General features: G+C 70.8%; 17 protein-coding genes. 10 read left to right on the top strand and 7 right to left on the bottom strand.

Annotation, left to right across the window (positions count from 1 at the left end; translation table 11 throughout):
* Positions 1-36 precede the first annotated feature (36 nt).
* Positions 37-2,958: a DUF2135 domain-containing protein gene (locus tag LDO26_RS08575; RefSeq protein WP_232130676.1), complete on the top strand. Its 2,922-nt coding sequence runs from the start codon at positions 37-39 to the stop codon at positions 2,956-2,958.
* Between the two features lie 24 nt (positions 2,959-2,982).
* Here the strand turns inward: LDO26_RS08575 and LDO26_RS08570 are convergent, their stop codons facing one another.
* On the bottom strand, positions 2,983-3,762 hold the full coding sequence (locus tag LDO26_RS08570) for a glutaredoxin family protein (protein ID WP_232130675.1): 780 nt from the start codon (positions 3,760-3,762) through the stop codon (positions 2,983-2,985).
* Positions 3,763-4,079: 317 nt separating this feature from the next.
* Here LDO26_RS08570 and LDO26_RS08565 point away from each other — a divergent pair, with 317 nt between their 5' ends.
* Positions 4,080-4,451, top strand: a complete 372-nt coding sequence (locus LDO26_RS08565; protein ID WP_232130674.1) for a DUF1428 domain-containing protein — start codon at positions 4,080-4,082, stop codon at positions 4,449-4,451.
* Positions 4,452-4,838: 387 nt separating this feature from the next.
* On the opposite strand, the gene LDO26_RS08560 is transcribed toward LDO26_RS08565, so the two are convergent.
* Complete coding sequence (locus tag LDO26_RS08560; RefSeq protein ID WP_232130673.1) at positions 4,839-5,666, bottom strand: hypothetical protein; 828 nt, start codon at positions 5,664-5,666, stop codon at positions 4,839-4,841.
* Between the two features lie 263 nt (positions 5,667-5,929).
* Between LDO26_RS08560 and LDO26_RS08555 the strand changes: the two genes are divergently transcribed.
* Entirely contained in the window at positions 5,930-7,105 is a 1,176-nt protein-coding gene (locus LDO26_RS08555) for a DUF3182 family protein (protein WP_232130672.1), read from the top strand.
* Positions 7,098-7,868 (top strand): alpha/beta hydrolase family protein, encoded by a 771-nt coding sequence (locus LDO26_RS08550; RefSeq protein WP_232130671.1) that lies wholly within the window; start codon positions 7,098-7,100, stop codon positions 7,866-7,868. Before LDO26_RS08555 ends, LDO26_RS08550 begins: the two co-directional genes overlap by 8 nt.
* A gap of 19 nt (positions 7,869-7,887) precedes the next feature.
* Here LDO26_RS08550 and LDO26_RS08545 read toward each other — a convergent pair whose 3' ends face one another.
* The 5 genes from LDO26_RS08545 to hutH form a co-directional block, all read right to left on the bottom strand.
* A complete protein-coding gene (locus LDO26_RS08545; RefSeq protein WP_232130670.1) occupies positions 7,888-8,100 on the bottom strand; it encodes a hypervirulence associated TUDOR domain-containing protein in 213 nt (70 codons plus the stop codon).
* Between the two features lie 124 nt (positions 8,101-8,224).
* Positions 8,225-9,580 carry an MFS transporter gene (locus LDO26_RS08540; RefSeq protein WP_232130669.1) on the bottom strand — a complete coding sequence of 452 codons (1,356 nt, stop codon included), beginning with the start codon at positions 9,578-9,580 and terminating at the stop codon, positions 8,225-8,227.
* Positions 9,581-9,720: 140 nt separating this feature from the next.
* Entirely contained in the window at positions 9,721-10,185 is a 465-nt protein-coding gene (msrB, locus tag LDO26_RS08535; protein ID WP_232130668.1) for a peptide-methionine (R)-S-oxide reductase MsrB, read from the bottom strand.
* 396 nt (positions 10,186-10,581) lie between these two features.
* A complete protein-coding gene (gene hutU / locus LDO26_RS08530) occupies positions 10,582-12,243 on the bottom strand; it encodes a urocanate hydratase (protein ID WP_232130667.1) in 1,662 nt (553 codons plus the stop codon).
* Between the two features lie 54 nt (positions 12,244-12,297).
* Entirely contained in the window at positions 12,298-13,836 is a 1,539-nt protein-coding gene (gene hutH / locus LDO26_RS08525; protein WP_232130666.1) for a histidine ammonia-lyase, read from the bottom strand.
* Between the two features lie 89 nt (positions 13,837-13,925).
* Between hutH and hutC the strand changes: the two genes are divergently transcribed.
* The 6 genes from hutC (at position 13,926) to LDO26_RS08495 (ending at position 21,488) form a co-directional block, all read left to right on the top strand.
* Positions 13,926-14,675 (top strand): histidine utilization transcriptional repressor HutC, encoded by a 750-nt coding sequence (gene hutC / locus LDO26_RS08520; RefSeq protein WP_232130665.1) that lies wholly within the window; start codon positions 13,926-13,928, stop codon positions 14,673-14,675.
* Positions 14,676-14,754: 79 nt separating this feature from the next.
* Positions 14,755-15,174 carry a CopL family metal-binding regulatory protein gene (locus tag LDO26_RS08515; protein WP_232130664.1) on the top strand — a complete coding sequence of 140 codons (420 nt, stop codon included), beginning with the start codon at positions 14,755-14,757 and terminating at the stop codon, positions 15,172-15,174.
* Between the two features lie 103 nt (positions 15,175-15,277).
* Positions 15,278-17,983: a TonB-dependent receptor domain-containing protein gene (locus LDO26_RS08510; protein ID WP_232130663.1), complete on the top strand. Its 2,706-nt coding sequence runs from the start codon at positions 15,278-15,280 to the stop codon at positions 17,981-17,983.
* Positions 17,984-18,047: 64 nt separating this feature from the next.
* Positions 18,048-18,740, top strand: coding sequence for a PepSY domain-containing protein (locus LDO26_RS08505; RefSeq protein WP_232130662.1), 693 nt, complete (start codon positions 18,048-18,050; stop codon positions 18,738-18,740).
* On the top strand, positions 18,737-20,590 hold the full coding sequence (locus LDO26_RS08500; RefSeq protein ID WP_232130661.1) for an NADH:ubiquinone reductase (Na(+)-transporting) subunit F: 1,854 nt from the start codon (positions 18,737-18,739) through the stop codon (positions 20,588-20,590). The genes LDO26_RS08505 and LDO26_RS08500 overlap by 4 nt, the downstream gene beginning before the upstream one ends.
* A gap of 121 nt (positions 20,591-20,711) precedes the next feature.
* A complete protein-coding gene (locus LDO26_RS08495) occupies positions 20,712-21,488 on the top strand; it encodes a ThuA domain-containing protein (protein WP_232130660.1) in 777 nt (258 codons plus the stop codon).
* The last annotated feature ends 19 nt before the right edge of the window (positions 21,489-21,507 follow it).

The raw sequence follows: 21,507 nt of genomic DNA, 5'->3' as shown, positions 1-21,507 counted from the left end.
CGTTCGACGCAGCGACACCAATCCGGGACACCCACGATGCACCGTCTGCTGATCGCGCTGGCCTGCGCCGCGCTGCTGCTGCCCGCCCCCCTGTCCGCCCGCCGGCAGCCGCCCCTCGACGTGCCGGCGCTCGCCGCGCCACCGCTGGTGATCGCCGACGATGGCGCGCCGGTCGCGCTGGACGCGGCAACGATGACCATCGAAACCGGGGCCGGCGTGGTCCGCACCACGATCGACATGACTTTCCGCAATCCCGCCGGGCGGGTGCGAGAAGGCAACCTGCAGTTCCCGTTGCCGCCGGGCCAGCAGGTGGTCGGCTTTGCGCTGGACATCGACGGTACGCTGCGCGACGCGGTGCCGGTGCCCAAAGCGCGCGGCCGCGAGGTGTTCGAATCGATCGTGCGCGAGGGCATCGACCCGGGATTGCTGGAGCACGCCGCGGGCGACTTCTTCCGGCTGCGGATCTACCCCTTCCCGGCGCACGGCAGCCGTCGCGTGCGCATCGTGCTGCTGGCGCCGCTGCAGCACGACGGGCACCACGTCGCCGCGGCATTGCCGCTGCAGTTCGCGCGCAGCCTGCCGATGCTGGACGTCACGGTGCGCGGACCGGGCACGCCGCGCCTGGCCGGCCTGCTGCAACCGGTCTCCGGTCGCCGCGGCCGCGACGGCGCCCATCATTTCCGGCTGCCTGCGCGCAGCATCGCCGATGCCGGCGTCGCAACCCTGCAACTGCCCGCCGGCCGCACGCCTGCCGTGCAGCGGGAGCTGCGCGAGGACGGCAGCTGGTTCGTCGCCGAAGTCCCGGTGCCCGAATCGAGCCGGCCGCGCGCGCTGCCCGCGCGCGTCGGTTTGCTTTGGGACAGTTCGATGTCCGGCGCACGCCGCGCGCACGCGCTGGAGTTCGCCCTGCTCGACGCATACTTCCGCGCCGCAGGCGACATCGAGGTGCAACTGCTGCGGCTGCGCGACGTTCCCGAGTCCGCCGGCGTGTTCCATGTCGCGGGCGGCGACTGGCAGGCCCTGCGCGCAGAACTGGAAGCCACCGTCTACGACGGCGCCACCGCAGCCGGCGGCTGGACGCCGGACCCGGCCACGCCCGAGTTCCTGCTGTTCGGCGATGGTCTGTTCAACTACGGTGCCGCGGCGTTTCCGGACTTCGCGCCCTCGCAACGGCTGTTCGCCATCCAGGCCGGCGTTGCCGGCGACAGTACCCGTCTCACGGCCCTGGCCGACGCGCGCAACGGACGCGCGATCCTGCTGCGCGACAGCGCGGACCTGGACACGGCGCGCGCCGCGCTGTTGCAGCAGCCGGCGCGGCTGCAGCGCATGCACGGCATCGGCGTGGCGGATCTGGTGGCCGCGTCGCCGTATCCCGAGGCCGGCATGCTGCGCGTCGCCGGCCGGCTGACCGAGGCGCGGGCGCGGGTCACCCTGGAACTGCAGCAGGCCGGGGCGCGGCCCGCGCCGCCGATCACGCTCGACATCGGCGACGACACGCCGGCGACCGGACTGGCCGCGCTGCAATGGGCGCGCTTCTCGCTGGCGCAGCTGCAGGCCGATCCGGCCGGCAACCGCGCGCGCATCGCCGCGCTGGGCCAGCGCTTCGGCATCGTCACGCCGGAAACATCTCTGCTGGTGCTCGAACGCGCGGTCGACTATGCGCGCTTCGACATCCCCGCCCCGCCCGCATTGCTCGAGGAAGTCGCGCGCCTGCGCGCGGCCGGCATCGCCACCCGCGCACGCGACCGCGAAGCGCGCATCGAGGCGGTGGCCAGCGCATGGCAGGCGCGCATCGCGTGGTGGGAACGCAGGTTCCCCAAGGACGCGCCACCGCCCGCACCCGCGTTGTCCGCACCGGGGGCGGCCTCCGGCACGGTCCCGTCCACGCATGCGGAACACGCGGAACTGGCAACCCGCGCGCCGCCTGCGCCTGCGCCTGCCTCCGCCCCGTCCCGGACGCTGCGGCGACAGGCGGCCGCGACGCTGATGCCGCAGGCCCCGATGACCGCAACCGACGCAGGTGCGGACGACACCGCGCCCACGGGCGCCAGCATCCGCCTGCGGCCCTGGCAGTCAGACGCGCCCGGCGCACGGCGCCTGCGCCAGGCCCCGCCGGCCCAGGTCTATGCGCGCTATCTCGACGAACGCGACGCCGACGCGGATGCGCAGGGCACCGCGTTCTACCTCGACGCCGCCGACGTGCTGTTGCACGGCGGCCAGACCGAGCTTGCGCTGCGGGTGCTGTCGAACCTCTCCGAACTCGACCTCGACAACCCGCACATCCTGCGCGTGCTGGCCTATCGCCTGATGGAGGCCGACCGCGCCGACCTTGCGCTGCCGCTGCTCGAACAGGTGCTGGCGATGCGCGACGAGGAACCACAGAGCCACCGCGACCTGGCGCTTGCTGCGGCTGCGACCGGCGACCGCCAGCGTGCGCTCGACCTGCTCCACGACGTGGTGCTGGGCGACTGGAACGGACGCTTCGCCGAGATCGAACAGACCGCGCTGGCGGAACTCAATGCACTGGTGGCGACCACGCCCGACGGCCTGGATACCCGTGCGATCGACCCGCGCCTGCTGCGCAACCTGCCGCTGGACCTGCGCGTGGTGCTGAGCTGGGACAGCGACAACAGCGACATGGACCTGTGGGTCACCGACCCCGACGGCGAAAAGGCCTACTACGGCAACCGGCTGACCCGCCAGGGCGGGCGCATGTCGCCCGACTACACCCGCGGCTACGGTCCGGAGGAATTCGCATTGCGCGATGCCAAGCCCGGCGTCTACCGGGTGGAGGCGAACTTCTTCGGCGACCACCAGCAACTGGTCACCGGCGCGACCACGCTGCAGGTGTGGCTGAGCACCGGTTTCGGCACCCCGGCGCAGCAGGACAAGCGGGTCACGCTGCGCCTGCAGGAAGCGCGCCAGACCGCATTCGTCGGGGAATTCCGGATCGACTAGCGCGGCGAGCACCGGTCGGGCGCGCTACGCCACCGCGTGCGCGCCCGGCAGCACCCACGGCGCGACCAGCATCCACACCGCCATCGCCACCATCATCAGGTTCTCGGTCAGCGACACGAAGCCGAGGGGCACGTTGCTGCCACCGCCGACGCAGGCGCACTTGAGCTCGCGCCGGTCGATGTAGACCGCCTTGAACACCGACACCGCACCGATGCCGCCGATCGTCAATGCCAGCGGCACCGACAGCCAGGTCAATGCGCCGGCGACCATCAGCACGCCCGCCAGTCCCTCGGCAAAGGGATACAGGTAGGCGTACGGCACCCAGCGCTGCGCCAGCAGGTCGTAGTTGAGGAACATGCTGGAGAAGCTTTCGACGTCCTGCAGTTTCAGCAGCGCCAGCACGCACATGCTCAGGCCGACGAACCACTCGGCCGTGCGTGCCGTCAGCGGCGTGCCGAACGCCGCATGCGACAGTGCCAGCGCCATCAGCGCGGTCATCGAGAACAACGCCACGACCGGCCGGTACGACGTCGCCTTCGGGTCGCGCACGGTCAGCCCCAGGTACCGGCGCAGGTCGTCGTAGCCGCCGATGCGCGCCCCGTCGATGAACGTCTGTGGCGTGGTCTTGACGCCGTGCCCGGCCTTGAAGGCATCCACCTCCTCGCGCGTGGTCAGCCAATGGTCCTCGACCTCGAAGCCCTTGCGCCGCAACAGGTAACGCGCCTTGCGGCCATAGGGGCAGATGTGGCCGGGCATCACCATGCGGTACAGCGTGGCGCGGGGGCGGGCGGTCGGACTGGTCATCGGCTTCATTCTCGTCTGTCTGCGTGTCGCGGTGCGATGACGGGCGTGGCGGTGGCGGTTCCCGCGGCTGGCCTGGTGGGAGGTGCCGGTATCGGCGCGGGGGCCATCACCACGGCGGGCATGCCGGCTGAACAGGCCGCGCTGACCCGGCTTTCCCTGGCACGGGGGTATACCTCGTCGACCGATGTCGAATTCCGCCCCGCCGGTTCGTCGTCAGGCAGGAGCGGCGTGCAGGCCAGACGGCGGCCGCCGCGTCCGCGCCGGACAGCTGCCGGCGCCCCTTTCGCATGCGGGATCTTCCCGACAGGAGCAATGCAATGACCTACATCGATGGTTTCGTGTTCGCCGTACCGACGGCGAACAAGCAGAAGTTCACCGACCACGCCAATCTCGGCGACGCGTTCTTCATGGAGCTCGGCGCCACGCGCGTTCTCGAATGCTGGGCCGACGACGTGCCCGACGGCAAGCTCACCGATTTCCGCAAGGCGGTCCAGGCCAAGGACGACGAGACGGTGGTGTTCTCGTGGATCGAATGGCCGGACAAGGCCACGCGCGACGCCGCGTTCGCGAAGATGATGGACGGCAGCGACCCGCGCATGGATCCGGAGAAGAATCCGATGCCATTCGACGGCAAGCGGATGATTTTCGGCGGTTTCACGCCGCTGGTGGAACTGCCGGGCAAGGGGTGATGCGCGGGGTTCGCGCGCCCACGATCCGAAGTAAGTATCCCCCGGCAAGCCGGGGACGTTAATGCCGAACCCCTCCAAGGGGGCAATCAAACCGGGTGCCATCTGAAGCTGGCAACGCCCTCGTTGCCAAATCCTGATCGTCGCGCCCCTCCTACCACGCCCTCACCCCAGCCCCTCTCCCGCACGCGGGAGAGGGCTCAAGGCCAACTGCCGGAAACGTCAAACCCTTGCAGGGACGTAGGCCGGGTCTCGACCCGGCGGTCCGGGCCGAACACGATGGCGCGAAGCGTCCCGTCCCGCCGCTTGGAGAACAACCTGAAGAACAGGACACAGAAAAAACGGAGCCGCGTTGCGGCTCCGTCGATGGTCGTTGTCCAGCCGTCGCATTCAGCCGACGCGGAACCTGTCCTGGTCGTCGCGTCCGCTGTTGTCGCGGGTGTAGTTGCCGCCGCTGTAGTGGTCGTGCGAGATGTAGGCATCCTGCACCGCGGCCTTGGCACGGTCCCACGTCAGCTGCGAATCGCCGCGACGCGAGTCCCAGTCCCGCGCCAGCTCGGCTTCCAGCGCATCGTCCCACTCGCGGTCGGCGTGCCGGGTACGGGCATGCGTGCCGTAGCGGTAGGCCGGCCGATAGTCCTCGAACCGCGCCTCGGCATCGCGATAGTCGGCGCGCTCGAACGCGTCGGCGTGGTACGCGTCGCTGCGTTCGTAGGTCTCGTAGGTGCGGTCGGCCCGGTCCCAGGCGTCGCGTACGGCGTCGCGGGCGTCTTCCCATTCCAGACGCGACTCGCCGCGCGTGGCTTCCCATTCGCGCTGCAGCTCGGGTTCCGACTTGCCCCAGTCGCGGGTGCGGTCGGCCTCGCGCGCCTGCAGGCCGAAACCGTAGGCCGGCGCGTAGTCGCGGTCGTAGTCGTGATCGGGCTTGACGTAGGGACGCCCGCTGTGCGCCTCGCGCCAATACTCGATCTCGCCGGTGGGGTCGATGCGTTCGGCGACGCCCTTGCCGATCGCCGCGCCCGCGACCACGCCGACAGCGGCGCCGATCAGCGTGCCGACGGGGCCGAAGACCGTGCCCGCCGCGGCGCCGGCCGCCGCGCCGCCGGCAATGCCGCCGACGCCCACGCCAACCGGGTGCGCGCCCGGCGTCTTGGTGATCGGATCGCGATTCAGGTCGCGACCGGCGTTCTTCGCATTGTCATGGTCATGCTTGCTCATCGGGGCTTGCTCCACTTCATGTCTGGTCTGAACGCCCACCATGCACGTGGCGGGGTGAGGCGGCTGTCCGCTGCGCGTGAGGCCGCAACTAACGGCGTTCAGCCATGTCGCGGGCACATGCGGACGCGTCGCGGAAACGCGACGGCGGTATCGACACCGCGACCACTGCCGCGTGCTAGCGTCTGGGTGCACGTGGAGCGGTCGCCGCAAGAAGGGCCCTCCGGGAGGAATGTGCGATGCCATCCAACCCAAGGAGCGCATGCATGCCCACAACCGTGCGGGGGCCCGACCCGGGCCGCCAGGACCCACCCGTCCACGATGCGAATCGCGATGTCCCGCCACGCCCGGTGGTGGTCGTCCACGTCCCCGGTCGCGAGCAGGAATGCGATTACGAGATCGAAAGCTGCGTGATCGTCGCGCGGCGGCTCGCCGCATTGCAGGGATTGCCGTTCGAGGGCCATCACGATCCTGTGCGGCATGCGCAGCGGCAGCCCTACCTGGTGCCGACCGATACCCTGATCGGCGCCGACGCCGCGCGGCGGCTCGGCATCGGCAGCCCGCAGGACTTCTTCGGTGGCCTGGTGCCCGACGGTTTCATGGCGACCAAGGCGATCACCCAGCCGCTGGTCAGGCCGCATGCGCGGGCGCCGTCGGCGTGGTCGCCGCGGTTCCGCGACCATACCCGGCTCGCGGTGCTGCGCGGCTACACCGTATTCGACGCCGACGACGCCCGCGAGGCCGCGCGCCGGCTGCTCGACTACGGCCCGCTGCGGCTCAAGCCGGTGCACGCGCGCGGCGGCATGGGCCAGGTGGTCGCCGACGACATGGCCGGGGTCGGGCACGCGCTGGCGCAGTTCGATGCCGCCGCCCTCGCCCGCGACGGCCTCGTTCTGGAGGAGAACCTGACCGAGGTGGTGACCTGCAGCATCGGCCTGCTGCGCGTCGGCACGCTGGTCGCCACCTACTACGGCACCCAGCGGCTGACCGCCAACAACCGCGGCGCCGAGGTCTACGGCGGCACGGCGATGCACGTGGTCCGTGGCGGCTTCGACGCGCTGCTCGCGCGCGAGGACGACCCGCACGTGCGCATGGCGATCGGCCAGGCGCGCAGCTACGAGCATGCGGCGCTGCAGGAATATCCCGGCATCGTGCTCTCGCGCAGCAACTACGACGTCGCCCAGGGCATCGACAGCCAGGGCAACTGGTGCTCCGGCGTGCTGGAGCAGTCGTGGCGACTGGGCGGCGCCAGCCCGGCCGAAGTCGTCGCGCTGGAGGCGTTCGCGGCCGACCCGTCGCTGCAGGCGGTGCGCAGCGAGGTCATCGAGGTCTTCGGAAACGGCGACGCGCCGGCCGATGCCACGCTGCTGCTGGACGCCGACGACCCGCGCGCCGGCCGCATCCGCAAATTCACCCGCTGCACGGAGGACCCAGATGCGTAGCCGTCCCATCACCATCGACGTCGACGACCAGCGCCTGGCCGCGACCTTCGCCGCGCCGTCGACGCGCATGCCCGGCGTGCTGTTCGTGCACGGCTGGAACGGCAGCCAGAAGCGCGACCTGATCCGCGCCCGCGAGATCGCCGCGCTGGGCTGCATCTGCCTGACCTTCGACATGCGCGGCCACGGCGACCTGACCGGCCTGCGCGCCGACACCACCCGCGCGCACAACCTCGAGGACGTGCTGTCCGCCTACGACCGGCTGGCCGCGCATCCCGAAGTCGACACCTCGGCGATCATGGTCGTGGGTTCCAGCTACGGCGGGTATCTGGCCTGCATGCTCGCCGCGATGCGCAAGGTGCGCTGGCTGGCGCTGCGGGTGCCGGCGCTGTACCGCGACGAGCACTGGGACATCCCCAAGGGCAGCCTCGACCACGTCGACCTGCTGCGCTACCGCGGCGTCGTCCAGCCACCGGAGGACAACCGCGCGCTCGGCGCCTGCACCGCGTTCACCGGCGACGTGCTGCTGGTCGAATCCGAACACGACGAACGCGTGCCGCACGCGACCATCGTCAGCTACATGGGCGCATTCCGGCGCGCGCACTCGATGACCTATCGCGTGCTCGAAGGCGCCGACCACGCCCTGACCAGCGTCACCCACCGCCGCATCTACAGCGCGCTGCTGGCGCAGTGGACCTCGGAGATGGTGCTCGGCGCACGCCGGCGCGCCGGCATCCCGACCGCGCTGGAGGTGCTGCCGGCCTGAATGCGCAGGGGCGGGCGGCTCAGTCGATCCGGTGCAGTGCCGCTCCCTTGTGCAGGGCGACGTGGTCGCTGCGGTCGCTCCGGATCTCGTACTGCGGATCGGCCTCGCTGCAGTGATGGACGTAGCCCTTGTACAGCGTGTCGCGCGTGTGCACGGCGATGATCCGCCCGCTGACCTTTCCGGCTTCCGAGTTCCAGCCGACGTGGTCGCCGACCTTGAAATGCTGGGGCATGGCCCTCTCCATCCATCTTCCGTGCCGGGATTGCAGCAGACGCGCTGTCGGATCGCGGTCAAGCCCGGCAGCGCGGCGGCTGTCCGCCACGAGGCCGCTCACCGCGCCGATGCGGGCGGGCGGCCTACCGCCTGGCCGCGCGCCGCTCCCGCATCGCCCTCTCGTCGTCGAGCCAGTTCGCGCCCTTGTTCCTGAGGAAGAAGATGTAGACCAGCAGCGAGATCGCGATGATCGTCGTCACGTAGCCGATGAACGCGCCCACGTGGTCGCCGGCTAGCGCCGCCTGGTACAACAGCGGCGCGGTGCCGCCGAAGGCGGAGTTGGCCAGCGCATAGCCCAGCCCGACGCCGAGCGCGCGGATGTGGGTCGGGAACAGTTCCGCCTTGACCACGGCGTTGATCGACGTGTAGCCGGTCAGGATCACGAACCCGACCGCGAGGATCGCGAACGCCGACCACCACTGGGTCTGCTGCGGCAGCGCCGTGATCAGGAACCAGGTGTAGAGCACGCCACCGATGCCGAAGAACACCAGCAGGCTCTTGCGGCCGACGATGTCCGACAGCCAGCCGCCGACCGGCTGCAGCACCATCAGGAACGTCAGCAGCGCCAGGTTGATCATCGTGCCGGTCATCACGTCGCCGCCGGCGAAGGCGGTCTGGATCATCTTCGGCCCGTTGACCGAATAGGTGTAGAACGCGACCGTGCCGCCCGCGGTGATCATGAAACACAGCAGCAGCGGCCGCCACTGGCGCACGAACAGCTCGCGCAGCGAACCGGAATCGCGCGCGCCGCCGGTCCTGGCCGCCTCGATCGACGTCGACTCCAGCGATTCGTCCATCGTCCGGCGCAGCCAGAACACCACGATCGCCGCGACGCCGCCGATGCCGAACGCCACGCGCCAGCCCCATTCGGAGATCTGCCCGATGTCGAGGAACTGCAGCATCAGCAGCAGCGTCAGCTGCGCCAGCACATGCCCGCCGACCAGCGTCACGTAGTGGAACGACGACAGGAACCCGCGGCGACCGGGAATCGCCGCCTCGGACATGTAGGTCGCGCTGGTGCCGTACTCGCCGCCGGTCGCGAAGCCCTGCACCAGCCGCGCCAGCAGCAGGATCAGTGGGGCGCCGACGCCGATCGTCGCGTTGGTCGGCGCGATCGCGATCACGAACGAGCACGTCGCCATCAGCGTCACCGAGATCGTCAGCGCCAGCCGCCGGCCGTAGCGGTCGGCGAAGCGGCCGAAGTACCACGCCCCGAGCGGCCGCATCAGGAAGGTGACCGCGAAGATGCCCCAGACGTAGAGCGTCGCGTTCTTGTCTTCGGGGGAGAAGAACTGCGACTCGAAGTAGATCGCGAACACCGAGTAGACGTAGACGTCGTACCACTCGACCAGGTTGCCGGCGGAACCCTTGAGGGTATTGGACACCGAGCGGCGCAGGCTGGCCGGCCCGGCCGAGGTGGGGGTCGTTGCAGAGGTCATGGGGCTTCTGTGGGGACGGAACGCATCGAGTATAGGACTGCCGCCGTGGAGGCCACTGCACCGGGAAGCGCGCCCGAGGCTCGCTCGAAGTCCGGATGAAGCCGCACATGGCGCGCGGACACGTGGAGCGGGATGACGCCCTACGCCGGCCCCGCCTCGGCGCCGCCGCGGCGCAGCGGATCGGGCAAGGCCTCGCCTTCGCCGACGAACGACAGTGCGACCGAGTTCAGGCAGTGCCGTTCGAACGTCGGCGGCGGGCCGTCCGGGAACACGTGTCCCAGGTGGCTGCCGCAGCGCGCGCACACCTCCTCGACCCGGATCATGCCGTGGCTGGTGTCGCGGATGCGGCGGATGTGCGACGCATCGTACGGCGCGAAGAAGCTCGGCCAGCCCGTGCCCGAATCGAACTTCGCGCTGGAGCAGAACAGCGGCAGCCCGCACAGCCGGCAGCAGTACGTGCCCTCGCGCTTGTTGTCGAGGAACACGCCGCAGAACGGCGCCTCTGTCCCGTGCTGCAGCAGCACGCGGCGCTCGTCGGCGGACAGGCCGGCTTCGAGCGCGGCGCGCTGGTCGGCAGTGGGGGGCGTGAGGTCGAAGTGGGGCATCGCGATCTTCCTGCAGGTATCCGGACGCCGGGCAGCTTGCCCGGAGATGGCGTCAATGATGCGCCACTGCGGGACGCGAAGACGTGATCCGTGCCGGCCCGGGCGCTGCCGGCGGCGTCCAGGCCGCAACCGGTACAGAGCTTGAGAGTAAACAGAACGCCTGGCGAGACCGTCGCCAGACGTCCGTGGCAAGGCGCGCTGGGCGGAAACCAAGGGAGTTTGGCGAGCCAAATGACCGCAGATCGTAGGTCGGGGCAACGCCCCCGACACCTCGTGAATCCAGCCATCACGCACGTCGGCCGCATGGGGCCGACCTACGGGATCGGCGCGATGATCCGCAGCCACCACGGGCGTTTGGCGGCGATCATGGTCAGCGGGCGAATGACTCTCGGCCTCTCACCCCATCGGCAACCGCACCCCCCGCTCCCTCGCGCAGTCCTTGGCGATGTCGTAGCCGGCATCCGCGTGCCGCATCACGCCGGTCGCGGGGTCGTTCCACAGCACACGGGCGATGCGCTTGTCGGCTTCCTCGCTTCCGTCGCAGACGATGACCACGCCCGAATGCTGCGAGTAGCCCATGCCGACGCCGCCGCCGTGATGCAGGCTGACCCAGGTGGCGCCGCCGGCGACGTTGAGCATGGCGTTGAGCAGCGGCCAGTCGCTGACCGCGTCGCTGCCGTCGGCCATGGCCTCGGTCTCGCGGTTGGGCGAGGCGACGCTGCCGGAGTCCAGATGGTCGCGGCCGATGACCACCGGGGCCTTGAGTTCGCCGCTCCGCACCATCTCGTTGAAGGCCAGGCCCAGCTTGTCGCGCAGGCCCAGGCCCACCCAGCAGATGCGCGCGGGCAGGCCCTGGAAGGCGATGCGCTCGCGCGCCATGTCGAGCCAGCGGTGCAGGTGGGCGTCGTCCGGGATCAGTTCCTTGACCTTGGCGTCGGTCCGGTAGATGTCCTCGGGATCGCCCGACAGCGCGACCCAGCGGAACGGGCCGATGCCGCGGCAGAACAGCGGGCGCACGTAGGCGGGCACGAAGCCGGGGAAGTCGAACGCGTTCTGCAGCCCTTCGTCGAAGGCCATCTGGCGGATGTTGTTGCCGTAGTCGACGGTCGGGACGCCCTGCGCATGGAAGGCCAGCATGGCTTCCACGTGCACGCGCATCGACCGCTTGGCGGCGTCGCGCACCTTGTCGGGGTTCGCGTCCTGTTCGGCCAGCCACTGCTCGACGCTCCAGCCGATCGGCAGGTAGCCGTGCACCGGGTCGTGGGCGCTGGTCTGGTCGGTGACGGCGTCCGGGCGCACGCCGCGCTTCACCAGCTCGGGCAACACCTCGGCGGCATTGCCGAGCAGCGCGATGGACTTCGCCTCGCCGGCCGCGGTGTACTTCGCGATGCGGGCGAGCGCGTCGTCGAGGTCGTCGGCCTGCTCGTCGACGTAGCGGGTCTTGAGCCGGAAATCGATGCGGCTCTGCTGGCACTCGATGTTGAGGCTGCAGGCACCGGCCAGCGACGCGGCCAGCGGCTGCGCGCCGCCCATGCCGCCGAGCCCGGCGGTGAGGATCCACCTGCCGGTCAGGTCGCCGCCGTAGTGCTGGCGGCCCATCTCGACGAAGGTCTCGTAGGTGCCCTGCACGATGCCCTGGCTGCCGATGTAGATCCAGCTGCCGGCGGTCATCTGGCCGTACATCATCAGGCCCTTGCGATCGAGCGCGTTGAAGTGCTCCCACGTCGCCCAGTGCGGCACCAGGTTGGAGTTGGCGATCAGCACGCGCGGGGCGTCGGCATGGGTGCGGAACACGCCGACCGGCTTGCCCGACTGCACCAGCAGCGTCTCGTCGTCGCCGAGGGCCTCCAGCGACCCGACGATCGCGTCGAAGCAGTCCCAGTCGCGCGCGGCGCGGCCGATGCCGCCGTAGACCACCAGGTCCTCCGGCCGCTCGGCGACCTCGGGGTCGAGGTTGTTCATCAGCATGCGCAGCGGCGCCTCGGTCAGCCACGAGCGGCAGCGCAGCGTGCTGCCGCGCGGGGCGCGGATCCGGCGGGACGGGTCGTGTCGGTTCATGGCGAATTCCTGTTCACGGGTGGAGAGCCGCGGCGGCGCGCGGATCGGCAATCTTCAGGGGTCGAGGCCCGGCAGGCCATCGCCGGCGGCCGCGGCGATGGCGCCGCCCTGCACGAGCGACGTCGCCGCGCGCAGGTCGGGATGGAGGTAGCGGTCCTCGCGCATCGCCGGCACCACGTCGCGGATGCGCGCGCGCACCGCTTCCAGCGCCGTGCTGGAGCGCAGCGGCGCATGGAAGTCGCAGCCCTGCGCGGCGGCCAGCAGCTCGATGCCGACCACCCCGGCGGCATTGGCCGCCATGCGCGAGAGCCGACGCGCACCGTGCGCCGCCATCGACACGTGGTCTTCCTGGTTGGCCGACGTGGGAATGGAATCGACGCTGGCGGGATAGGCCTGCTGCTTGTTCTCGGAGACCAGCGCGGCGGCGGTCACCTGCGGGATCATGAAACCCGAGTTGAGCCCCGCGTCGGACGTGAGGAACGCGGGCAGGCCCGACAGGCTGGCGTCGACCAGCATCGCGGTGCGCCGCTCCGACAGCGAGCCGATCTCGCAGACGGCCATCGCCAGCATGTCGGCGGCGAAGGCGACGGGTTCGGCGTGGAAATTGCCGCCCGACAGCACCTCGCCGGTGTCCGCGAACACCAGCGGATTGTCCGACACGCCATTGGCCTCGTCGGCCAGCGTCGACGCGGCCTGGCGCATGACGTCGAGCGCGGCCCCCATCACCTGCGGCTGGCAACGCAGGCAGTAGGGATCCTGCACGCGCGGGTCGTCGTCGCGATGCGAGGCGCGGATCGCCGAGCCGTGCATCAGCGCGCGCAACGCCGCGGCCACCTCGCGCTGCCCGCGATGCCGGCGCAGCGCATGGATGCGCGGGTCGAACGGCGTGTCGGTGCCGCGCGCGGCCTCGGTGGACAGCGCGCCCGACACCAGCGCGGCCCGGAACACGTCCTCGATGGCGAACAGGCCGGCGAGCGCGCACGCGGTGGAGAACTGGGTGCCGTTGAGCAGCGCCAGCCCTTCCTTGGCGGCCAGCGTCACCGGTTCCAGCCCGGCCCGGCGCAGCGCATCGGCGGCGGGCATGCGCTCGCCGCGATGCACCGCCTCGCCCACGCCGATCATCGCCGCCGCCATGTGCGCCAGCGGCGCCAGGTCGCCCGAGGCGCCGACCGACCCCTGCGCCGGCACCACCGGCAGCACGTCCAGCCGCAGCATCGATTCGAGCAGCACCAGCGTCGCGGGACGGATGCCCGACGCGCCCTGCGCCAGGCTGGCCAGCTTCAGCGCGAGCATCAGCCGCACCTGCGGCAGCGGCATCGGGTCGCCGACGCCGGCCGCGTGGGAGAGCACGATGTTGCGCTGGAGCAGGGCCAGGTCGCCGTCGCCGATGCGGACGCTGGCGAGTTTCCCGAACCCGGTATTGATGCCGTACACCGGATCGCCGCGCAGGACGATCGCGGCGACGGCGTCCGCGCCGCGCGCGACGCCTTCCCGGGTGGCCGGATCAAGCGCGACCGGCGTCCCGCCGAGCACCGCGCGCCATTGCGCCAGGGACACGAGGCCGGGCCGGAGGAGGATCGTCGAAGTGCTCAATGGCGATTCCTGTGCTAGTTATGTCTATACAATATGGCGGCAACCCGCCGTCGTCCAGATGTCGTTCAACGGACAGGAGCACGCCGCACATGGATTCGAACGACCCGACGCCGCTGAACCAGCGCATCCGCGCCGACATCGAACACCGGATCCGCAGCGGCGAGTGGCCGCCGGGCCACCGGGTACCGCCCGAGCGCGAACTCATGGACCTCTACGGCTGTTCGCGGATGACCGTCAACCGCGCGCTGACGATGCTCAGCGAGAACCGCCTGATCGTCAGGCGGCGCAAGGCCGGCAGTTTCGTGCGCGCGCCCGATCCGCAGATCGAGTCGGTCGCGCTGCAGATCCCCGACATTCCGCTGGAGGTCGCGCAACGCGGCCATGCCTACCGCTTCGAACTGCTGTCGCGCCGCCGTCGCGCCGCGCGCCGGCGCCTCGCGCACGAGATGGAACTGGCCGGCAGCGACGGACGCGTGCTGGAACTGCGCGGCGTGCACCTGGCCGACGGGCAGCCGTTCGCGCTGGAAACCCGCCTGCTGAACCCCGACACGGTGCCCGAGGCGATGACGCTGGACTTCTCGGCATCGGCGCCCGGCAGCTGGCTGCTGCACTCGATCCCGTGGACCCGCGCGCGCCACCGGATCGGGGCTGTCGCCGCGGACGCGGACCAGGCCGGCCACCTGCAGGTCGCGACCGGCACCGCGTGCCTGGCGCTCGAACGCCAGACCTGGCGCGGCAGCGAATGCGTGACCCACGTGCGCCAGCTGTTCCTCGGCGGGCGCTACGAACTGGTGGCCAGCGAATCGCCGATCACCGAAGCCGGGCAGGACGGCGTGTGAAGGTTTCGTTGACACCGCCGATGAACGCATGCTATCTGTCGTTCGCGTTGGTATATACAAATATCGACCCGGCAACCGAATGACCCCCAAGCCCTTCCTGCTCCGACTGCTCCTCAGCGTGCTGCTCTGCCTCAACGCGAGCACGTCGCTGTGGGCGTCCGCGCACATGACGCTGGACACCGGCGCATCGGCGCACGACGGCGCGGCGCACAGGCATGCCGGGCAAGGCGGGCACGCACACGAAACCGCGGCGCAGGACATCCTGCCGGCCACCGGCGACCCGTCGCCGGATGCCCACGACCACGGTGACCGCCACTGCACCTGCGGTGCCGGCATGGCCGCCGGCTGTGCCTGCGAATGCAGCTATCCCGCCGGCACGATCAGCGTGTGCATCCCGTTCGCGGCACACGACGCGCTGCGTGCCGCCGCTCCCGCCCACGTGGAGATCCATTCCCCGCAGACGGGCATCCAGACCATCTTCCGACCTCCGATCGGCTGATCCGCGTCGCTTCCTCGACGTTGCCGCCACGCAGCCACGCGCTGCGCCGGGCCTGCGTCCTTCGCGCCAGATCGATTCCAGCCGCCTTTCCGGAGGATTCCCCATGTCTTTTCCCCGCCACCATCTCGCCCTGGCGATCAGCGCTCTGCTGGCCGCCGGCCCCGCCGCCGCGCAGTCCGCATCGTCCGACGACACGTCCGCCGCCACCACGCTCGACGCGGTGACCGTCACCGGCAGCCACATCAAGGGCGCCCAGCTCAGCGGCGTCGGCCCGGTCAGCGTCGTCGACGCGGACACCATCGCCCGCTCGGGCGCCACCTCGGTGGAAACGCTGCTGCAGCGCCTGCCCGCTTCGGCCGGCTTCGCCGGCAACCAGACCAACGCCTACTGGACCGGCAACGGCTACGGCACCACCCAGGTCAACCTGCGCGGCATCGGCATCAACCGCACGCTGGTGCTGCTCAACGGCCGCCGCATCGTCAACGGCGGCACCGGCGCCAACAGCTCGGTCGACCTCAACGTCATCCCGGTCGCGATCATCGAGCGCATCGAGGTCCTCAAGGACGGCGCGTCGGCGATCTACGGCGCCGACGCCGTCGCCGGCGTGGTCAACATCATCACCAGGCGCGGGTTCGACGGCGCGGAACTGGGCCTGCGCTACGGCGAGACCTTCGAGGGCGACGGCGCCGACAGCGCCGCCAGCCTGGTCTGGGGCACGACCGGCGAGCGCGGCTCGCTGACCGCCTCGCTCAGCCACTCCGAGAGCAAGGCGGTCAACATGGCCAGCCGCGCGCCCTGCGGGCTGGGCGAGGTGAACGGGGCGCTGCAGTGCGTCGGCAGTTCCGCGACGATCGGCGGCCGCGCGCTGCTGGCCGACGGCAGCATGGTGAACTTCAACCAGGTCCCCGGCGGCGACGGTGACGCCTACGCCCCCTACTCGAGCATCCACAACTACAACGGCAACCCGATGCTCAACGCGGTCAATCCGATCAAGCGCACCAGCTTCAGCGTGTTCGGCGACCTGGCGCTCGGCGACGACGTCGGCCTGTTCACCGAACTGATGTTCACCAACCGCCGTTCCAACCAGCTGGCCACGCCGGGCTCGGTCGGGCAGTACCGGCCGATCCACATCGCCGCCGACCATCCCACCAACCCGACCGGCCAGGACCTGACGCTGGTGCGCCGGCGGCTGGAGGAAGCCGGCGCGCGCGAGTTCTACCAGGACACCGACACCTGGCGCGTGGTCGCCGGGCTCGACGGCCGCTTCGGCGAGACCTGGCACTGGAGCGCGGCGATCAACTACGGCCGCAACACCGGCACCGACGGCTCGACCAACGTCGCCAACCTCGACCGCGTCGCGCAGACGCTCGACACCGGCGTTTGCAGCAACGCGCCGGGCGCGGCGATCCCCTGCGGCGACTACCTGGGCTACGGCGACCTGACGCCCGCGGTGCTGGACTACATCATGTTCACTACCCGCGACACCGGCGGCAACTCGCAGCGCAGCTTCACCGCCAATCTCGACGGCCAGCTGTTCGAGCTGCCGGCAGGCTGGGTGGGCTTCGCCACGGGCATCGAACTGCGCACCGACCGCGGCTGGCGCGATCCCGACATCCTGACCCAGCAGGGCATCGCCAACAGCAATGCCGCGCAGCGCATCGACGGCGAGTACGACGTGCGCGAGGTGTTCGCCGAGGTCTCGGTGCCGCTGCTGGAAGGACGCGCGCTCGCGGACACGCTGACCTTCAACGGCGCGGTGCGCTATTCCGACTACGACCTGTTCGGCGGCGACACCAACTACAAGCTGGGCCTCGACTGGCAGGCGACATCCGCGTTCAAGATGCGCGCGACCTACGCCACCGCGTTCCGCATCCCCAACATCCCGGAGCTGTTCGGCGGCGTCAGCGAGGGCAACCTCACCACCACCGACCCGTGCAGCGGCTGGAGCGCGCAGCCGACGACGTCGAACATCTACCGCAACTGCCAGGCCGACGGCGTGCCGGCCGGCTACACCCAGCTCGGCAACACCGTGCTGACCCGCACCGGCGGCAACATCGAGCTGCAGCCGGAGGACGCGAAGACCTTCACCGTCGGCGCGGTGTGGACGCCGGCGTTCGCGCCGGGGCTGACCTTCACCGCGGACTGGTTCGACATCCGCATCGAGAACGCGATCCAGAGCGTGGCCGGCTCCACCAAGCTGTCGCTCTGCTACAACAGCGACGGCCTGTCGCATCCGTTCTGCAGCGCCAGCAACTTCACCCGCAACCCGGTCACCGGCGAACTCGACTTCCTGTCGTCGCAGCCGGTCAACGCGGCCAGCGAACGCATCTCGGGCATCGACCTGGGGCTACTGTACGAGTTCGCGGCCGGCGGCCTGGACGCGACGGTCAACCTCGACGTCTCCTACCTGGACCGCTACGACCTGACCCCGTTCCCGGGCGGCAGCACCATCGAGTACGCCGGCAAGATCACCGGCGGCCGCGGCAGCTTCGCCAAGTGGCGTTCGTTCGGCTCGCTGGTGCTGGCGCAGGGGCCGTGGTCGGGGTCGTGGAGCGTGCAGTACATCGGCAGGGCCGACGACATCAACGCCGCGCCCGGCGACATCGGCGACCATGCCGGCAGCCTGACCTACCACAACCTGCAGCTGCAGTACGCGGTGAGCCGGGCGTTCGACCTCGCCCTGGGCGTGGACAACCTGTTCGACAAGCAGGCGCCCTTCATCCAGAGCTACACCGACGCCAACACCGACACGATGACCTACGACCTGCTCGGCCGCCGCTGGAACGCGAAGCTGACCTATCGCTGGTGACGCGGACGGGGCCGGCCGCATCGCGCCGGCCCCTTGCCTGTCCAACATCGTTTCGGGGATTCGCATGAAACCTGCGTTCTGGGCGCGTCGCGCCCACAAATGGATCGGGCTGGTCGTCGGTGTGCAGGCGCTGCTGTGGATGGTCAGCGGCGTCTACATGACGGTGATCTCGCTCGACATCATCCACGGCGACCACCTCGCCCACGCGCACCGCGAGCCGCTGGCACGCCAGGCCCCGTACCTGGAACAGGATGCGCTGCTGGCGCGCTATCCCGGGACCCGCGGCGTCGCGCTCAAGCGCCTGCTCGGGCGCGACGTGTTCGAGCTGCGCACCGCCGAGGGCACGCTGCTGGCCGACGCCCACAGCGGCGAACGGCTGACCCCGCTGCCCGAGGCCGACGCGATCGCACTGGCGCGCGCGCTGTACCAGGGCGAGGCCGGGGTGGCGCGCACCGAATGGGTGACCGTGGCACCGAAGGAAGTCGCCACGCGGCCGGTGCCGATGTGGGCGGTGCATTTCGACGACCGCGGCGCGACCACACTGTACCTGTCGCCCGACACCGGCGAACTGCTGGCGCGCCGCCACAGCCTGTGGCGCTGGTTCGACTTCCTTTGGATGTTGCACATCATGGATTACGACACCCGCAGCGACGTCAACAACACGCTGTTCCGGGTGGCCTCGATCGCCGGGCTGCTGTTCGCGCTGAGCGGGGTATGGCTGCTGTTCTACAGCTTCCGCCGGAGGACGCCGGCATGACGCCCTGGCTGCGCAGGCTGCACAGGTGGGTCGGGCTGCTGGTCGCGATCCAGTTCGTGCTGTGGATGGCCAGCGGGCTGATGATGGGCTGGCTCGACCACGACCGCGTGCAGGGCCATACCTGGCGCGCGCATCCGGCCGGGCCCGCGGCGTGGCCGCAGGACGCATTGCCGGCCGAAGCGGTGCTCGCGGCAGCGGCCGCATCGGGCCCGGTCGGCGGCGTGTCCTCGGCCTGGCTCGGCGGGACGCCGGTTTACCGCATCGTCGACGACGCCGGCACGCGCCTGGTGGACGCGCGCAGCGGCGCGCCGCTGACGCCCGATCCGGCGCGGGTACTGCGGCTGGCGGAAGCGTCCTACACCGGGCCCGGCCGCGCAGGCACGCCGCGACTGGTCGAACGCACACTGGAAACGCGCAGCCACCCCGGCGCGGTGTGGCGGGTGGATTTCGACGATGCCGACGACACCACCGCGTACCTGTCCGCCGAGACCGGCGAGGTACTGGTCCACCGCAACCGGACGTGGCGGCTGTTCGACATCTTCTGGATGCTGCACATCATGGACTACACCGGCCGCAGCGATTTCAACAATCCGCTGGTGGTGACGGCCGGGTTCGGCGGCCTGTGGATGGCGCTGAGCGGGATCTGGCTGCTAGTGGCGAGCTTCCGCGTCGGCGAGTTCGTGCCGCGGCGCTGGCGGCCGGCGCGGTCGCTGGCGGTGTTCGCGCCCAACGGCGAGCGCCTGCGCACGGTCACCGCGGCCGCGGGCGACACCGCCTATGTCGCGCTCGCGCGCAGCGGGCTGCAACTGCCGTCCAACTGCGGCGGCGGCCAGAGCTGCGGGCTGTGCGAAGTCCGCGTGCGCGGCCGCGCGCCCGCACCGAGCGCCGCCGATCGCGCGCACCTGCCGGACACCCGGCTGCGCGTCGGCCATCGGCTCGCCTGCGGCCTGCCGCTGCGCGGGGATGCCGAGATCGAGGTCGCAGGCGGCGCGGCACTGTGGACCGCCGCCACCGCGACCGTGGAACACGTGGAGGCGATCACGCCGCTGCTGCGCGAATTCGTGCTGCGGCCGGAGATGCCGGCCGGGCCCGATTACCAGCCCGGTGCCTACCTGCAGCTGCACATTCCCGCCTACGAACTGCCGGCCGATGCGCTGGTCTGGCCCGAGGCGCACCACGGCGACCGCGACGCGCTGGCGCTGCCGCCGACGCTGCGCAACCGCGAGCCGGCGCGGCGCGCGTACTCGCTGTCGCTGGCGCCCGCGGCGGACGACGGCCGGCTGCGCCTGCTGGTGCGCTTCACGCCGGGCGGGGGCCGCGGCCGCAGGCATCCGCCGGGCAAGGGCTCGTCGTGGCTGTACGCGCTGCGCCCCGGCGACCGCGTGCGCTACAGCGGGCCGTTCGGCGATTTCGCATTGCAGCCCGGTGGCCGCGAAAAAGTGTTCATCGGCGGCGGCGCCGGCATGGCGCCGTTGCGGGCGATGATCCGGGACCTGCTCGACCGCGGCGCCGAAGAACCCATCCACTTCTGGTACGGCGCGCGCAGCCTGCGCGATGCGCCGTTCGTCGAGGAGATGCGGCGGCTGGCGACGGCGCATGCGAACTTCCACTGGCACCTGGTGCTGTCGGAAACGGTGCCGGACGAAAGCGGGCGGGCGGACGGATGCGGCGCGCTTCATGGCCTGGTTCACGAGGCCGCCGCGCGTGGACTGCTGGAGGCGCATCCCGCGCTGCAGGCCTGCGATTTCTACCTGTGCGGTCCGCCCGCGATGCTCGCTGCCACCCGGCGCATGCTGGCCGCGATGGGCATTGCGGCGGACAGGGTGGCGTACGACGATTTCAAGATCTGAAAGGCTGAGAGCAATCCGTCCGCCTGCTGCGACCGCCGCCATGCGGCGCAGCGGCCGCCACGCCGCCCCCTGACGCACTGCGGCGTGACGTGGCGACCGCCACGCTGGCTATGCTCAGCGCATGCATCTCGTCCGCCGCTGCCTTGCCCCGTGGCTGCTCGCCGCTACCGTCGCCTGCGCGGGCGACGGCGATCGTGCGCCGGCAGTGCCGACGGCGTCGCCGGACGCCTCGGCCGCAGCGCCGCGCATCCTGGTCTTCAGCCGTACCGCCGGCTTCCGCCATGATTCGATCCCGGTCGCGGTCGAGACCCTGCGCGCGATCGGCGCGGACGCGGGTTTCGCCGTCGACGCGAGCGAGGATGCCACGCGGTTCGACGACGCCGTGCTGGCGCGCTATCGGGCGGTGGTGTTCGCCAACGTCACCGGCGAAGTGCTGGGCGCGGCGCAGCAGGCGGCGTTCGAACGCTACGTCGCCACGGGCGGCGGCTTCGTCGGCGTGCACGCGGCCGCCGACAGCGGCTACGCGTGGCCGTGGTACGGCGAACTGGTCGGCGCGTGGTTCGCGCGGCATCCCGAAGGACTGCAGCCGGTACGGGTCGTGTTCGAGGTCGGACCGGGCCCATCCGGGACGCGCGCGTGGGCCGTCACCGACGAGATCTACGATTACCGCCGCAATCCGCGCCCCGACGTGCGGGTCGTCGCCTCGATCGACCCCGCCAGCCATCCGCGAGGCGGCATGGGAGACGATCATCCGATCGCCTGGTGCCACCGCAATGCCGGCGGCCGCGCCTGGTACACCGGCCTGGGCCATGATCCGGCGCTGTACGACGACCCGGTCTTCCGCGCGCATCTGCTGCGCGGACTGCGCTACGCGGCCGGACAGGCCGACGACTGCTGAGAATGCGACCAACGAATCG

The sequence above is a fragment of the Proluteimonas luteida genome (assembly GCF_021191695.1).
Classification (GTDB): Bacteria; Pseudomonadota; Gammaproteobacteria; order Xanthomonadales; family Xanthomonadaceae; genus Luteimonas; species Luteimonas luteida.
This window is presented reverse-complemented; position numbering and strand designations above follow the sequence as displayed.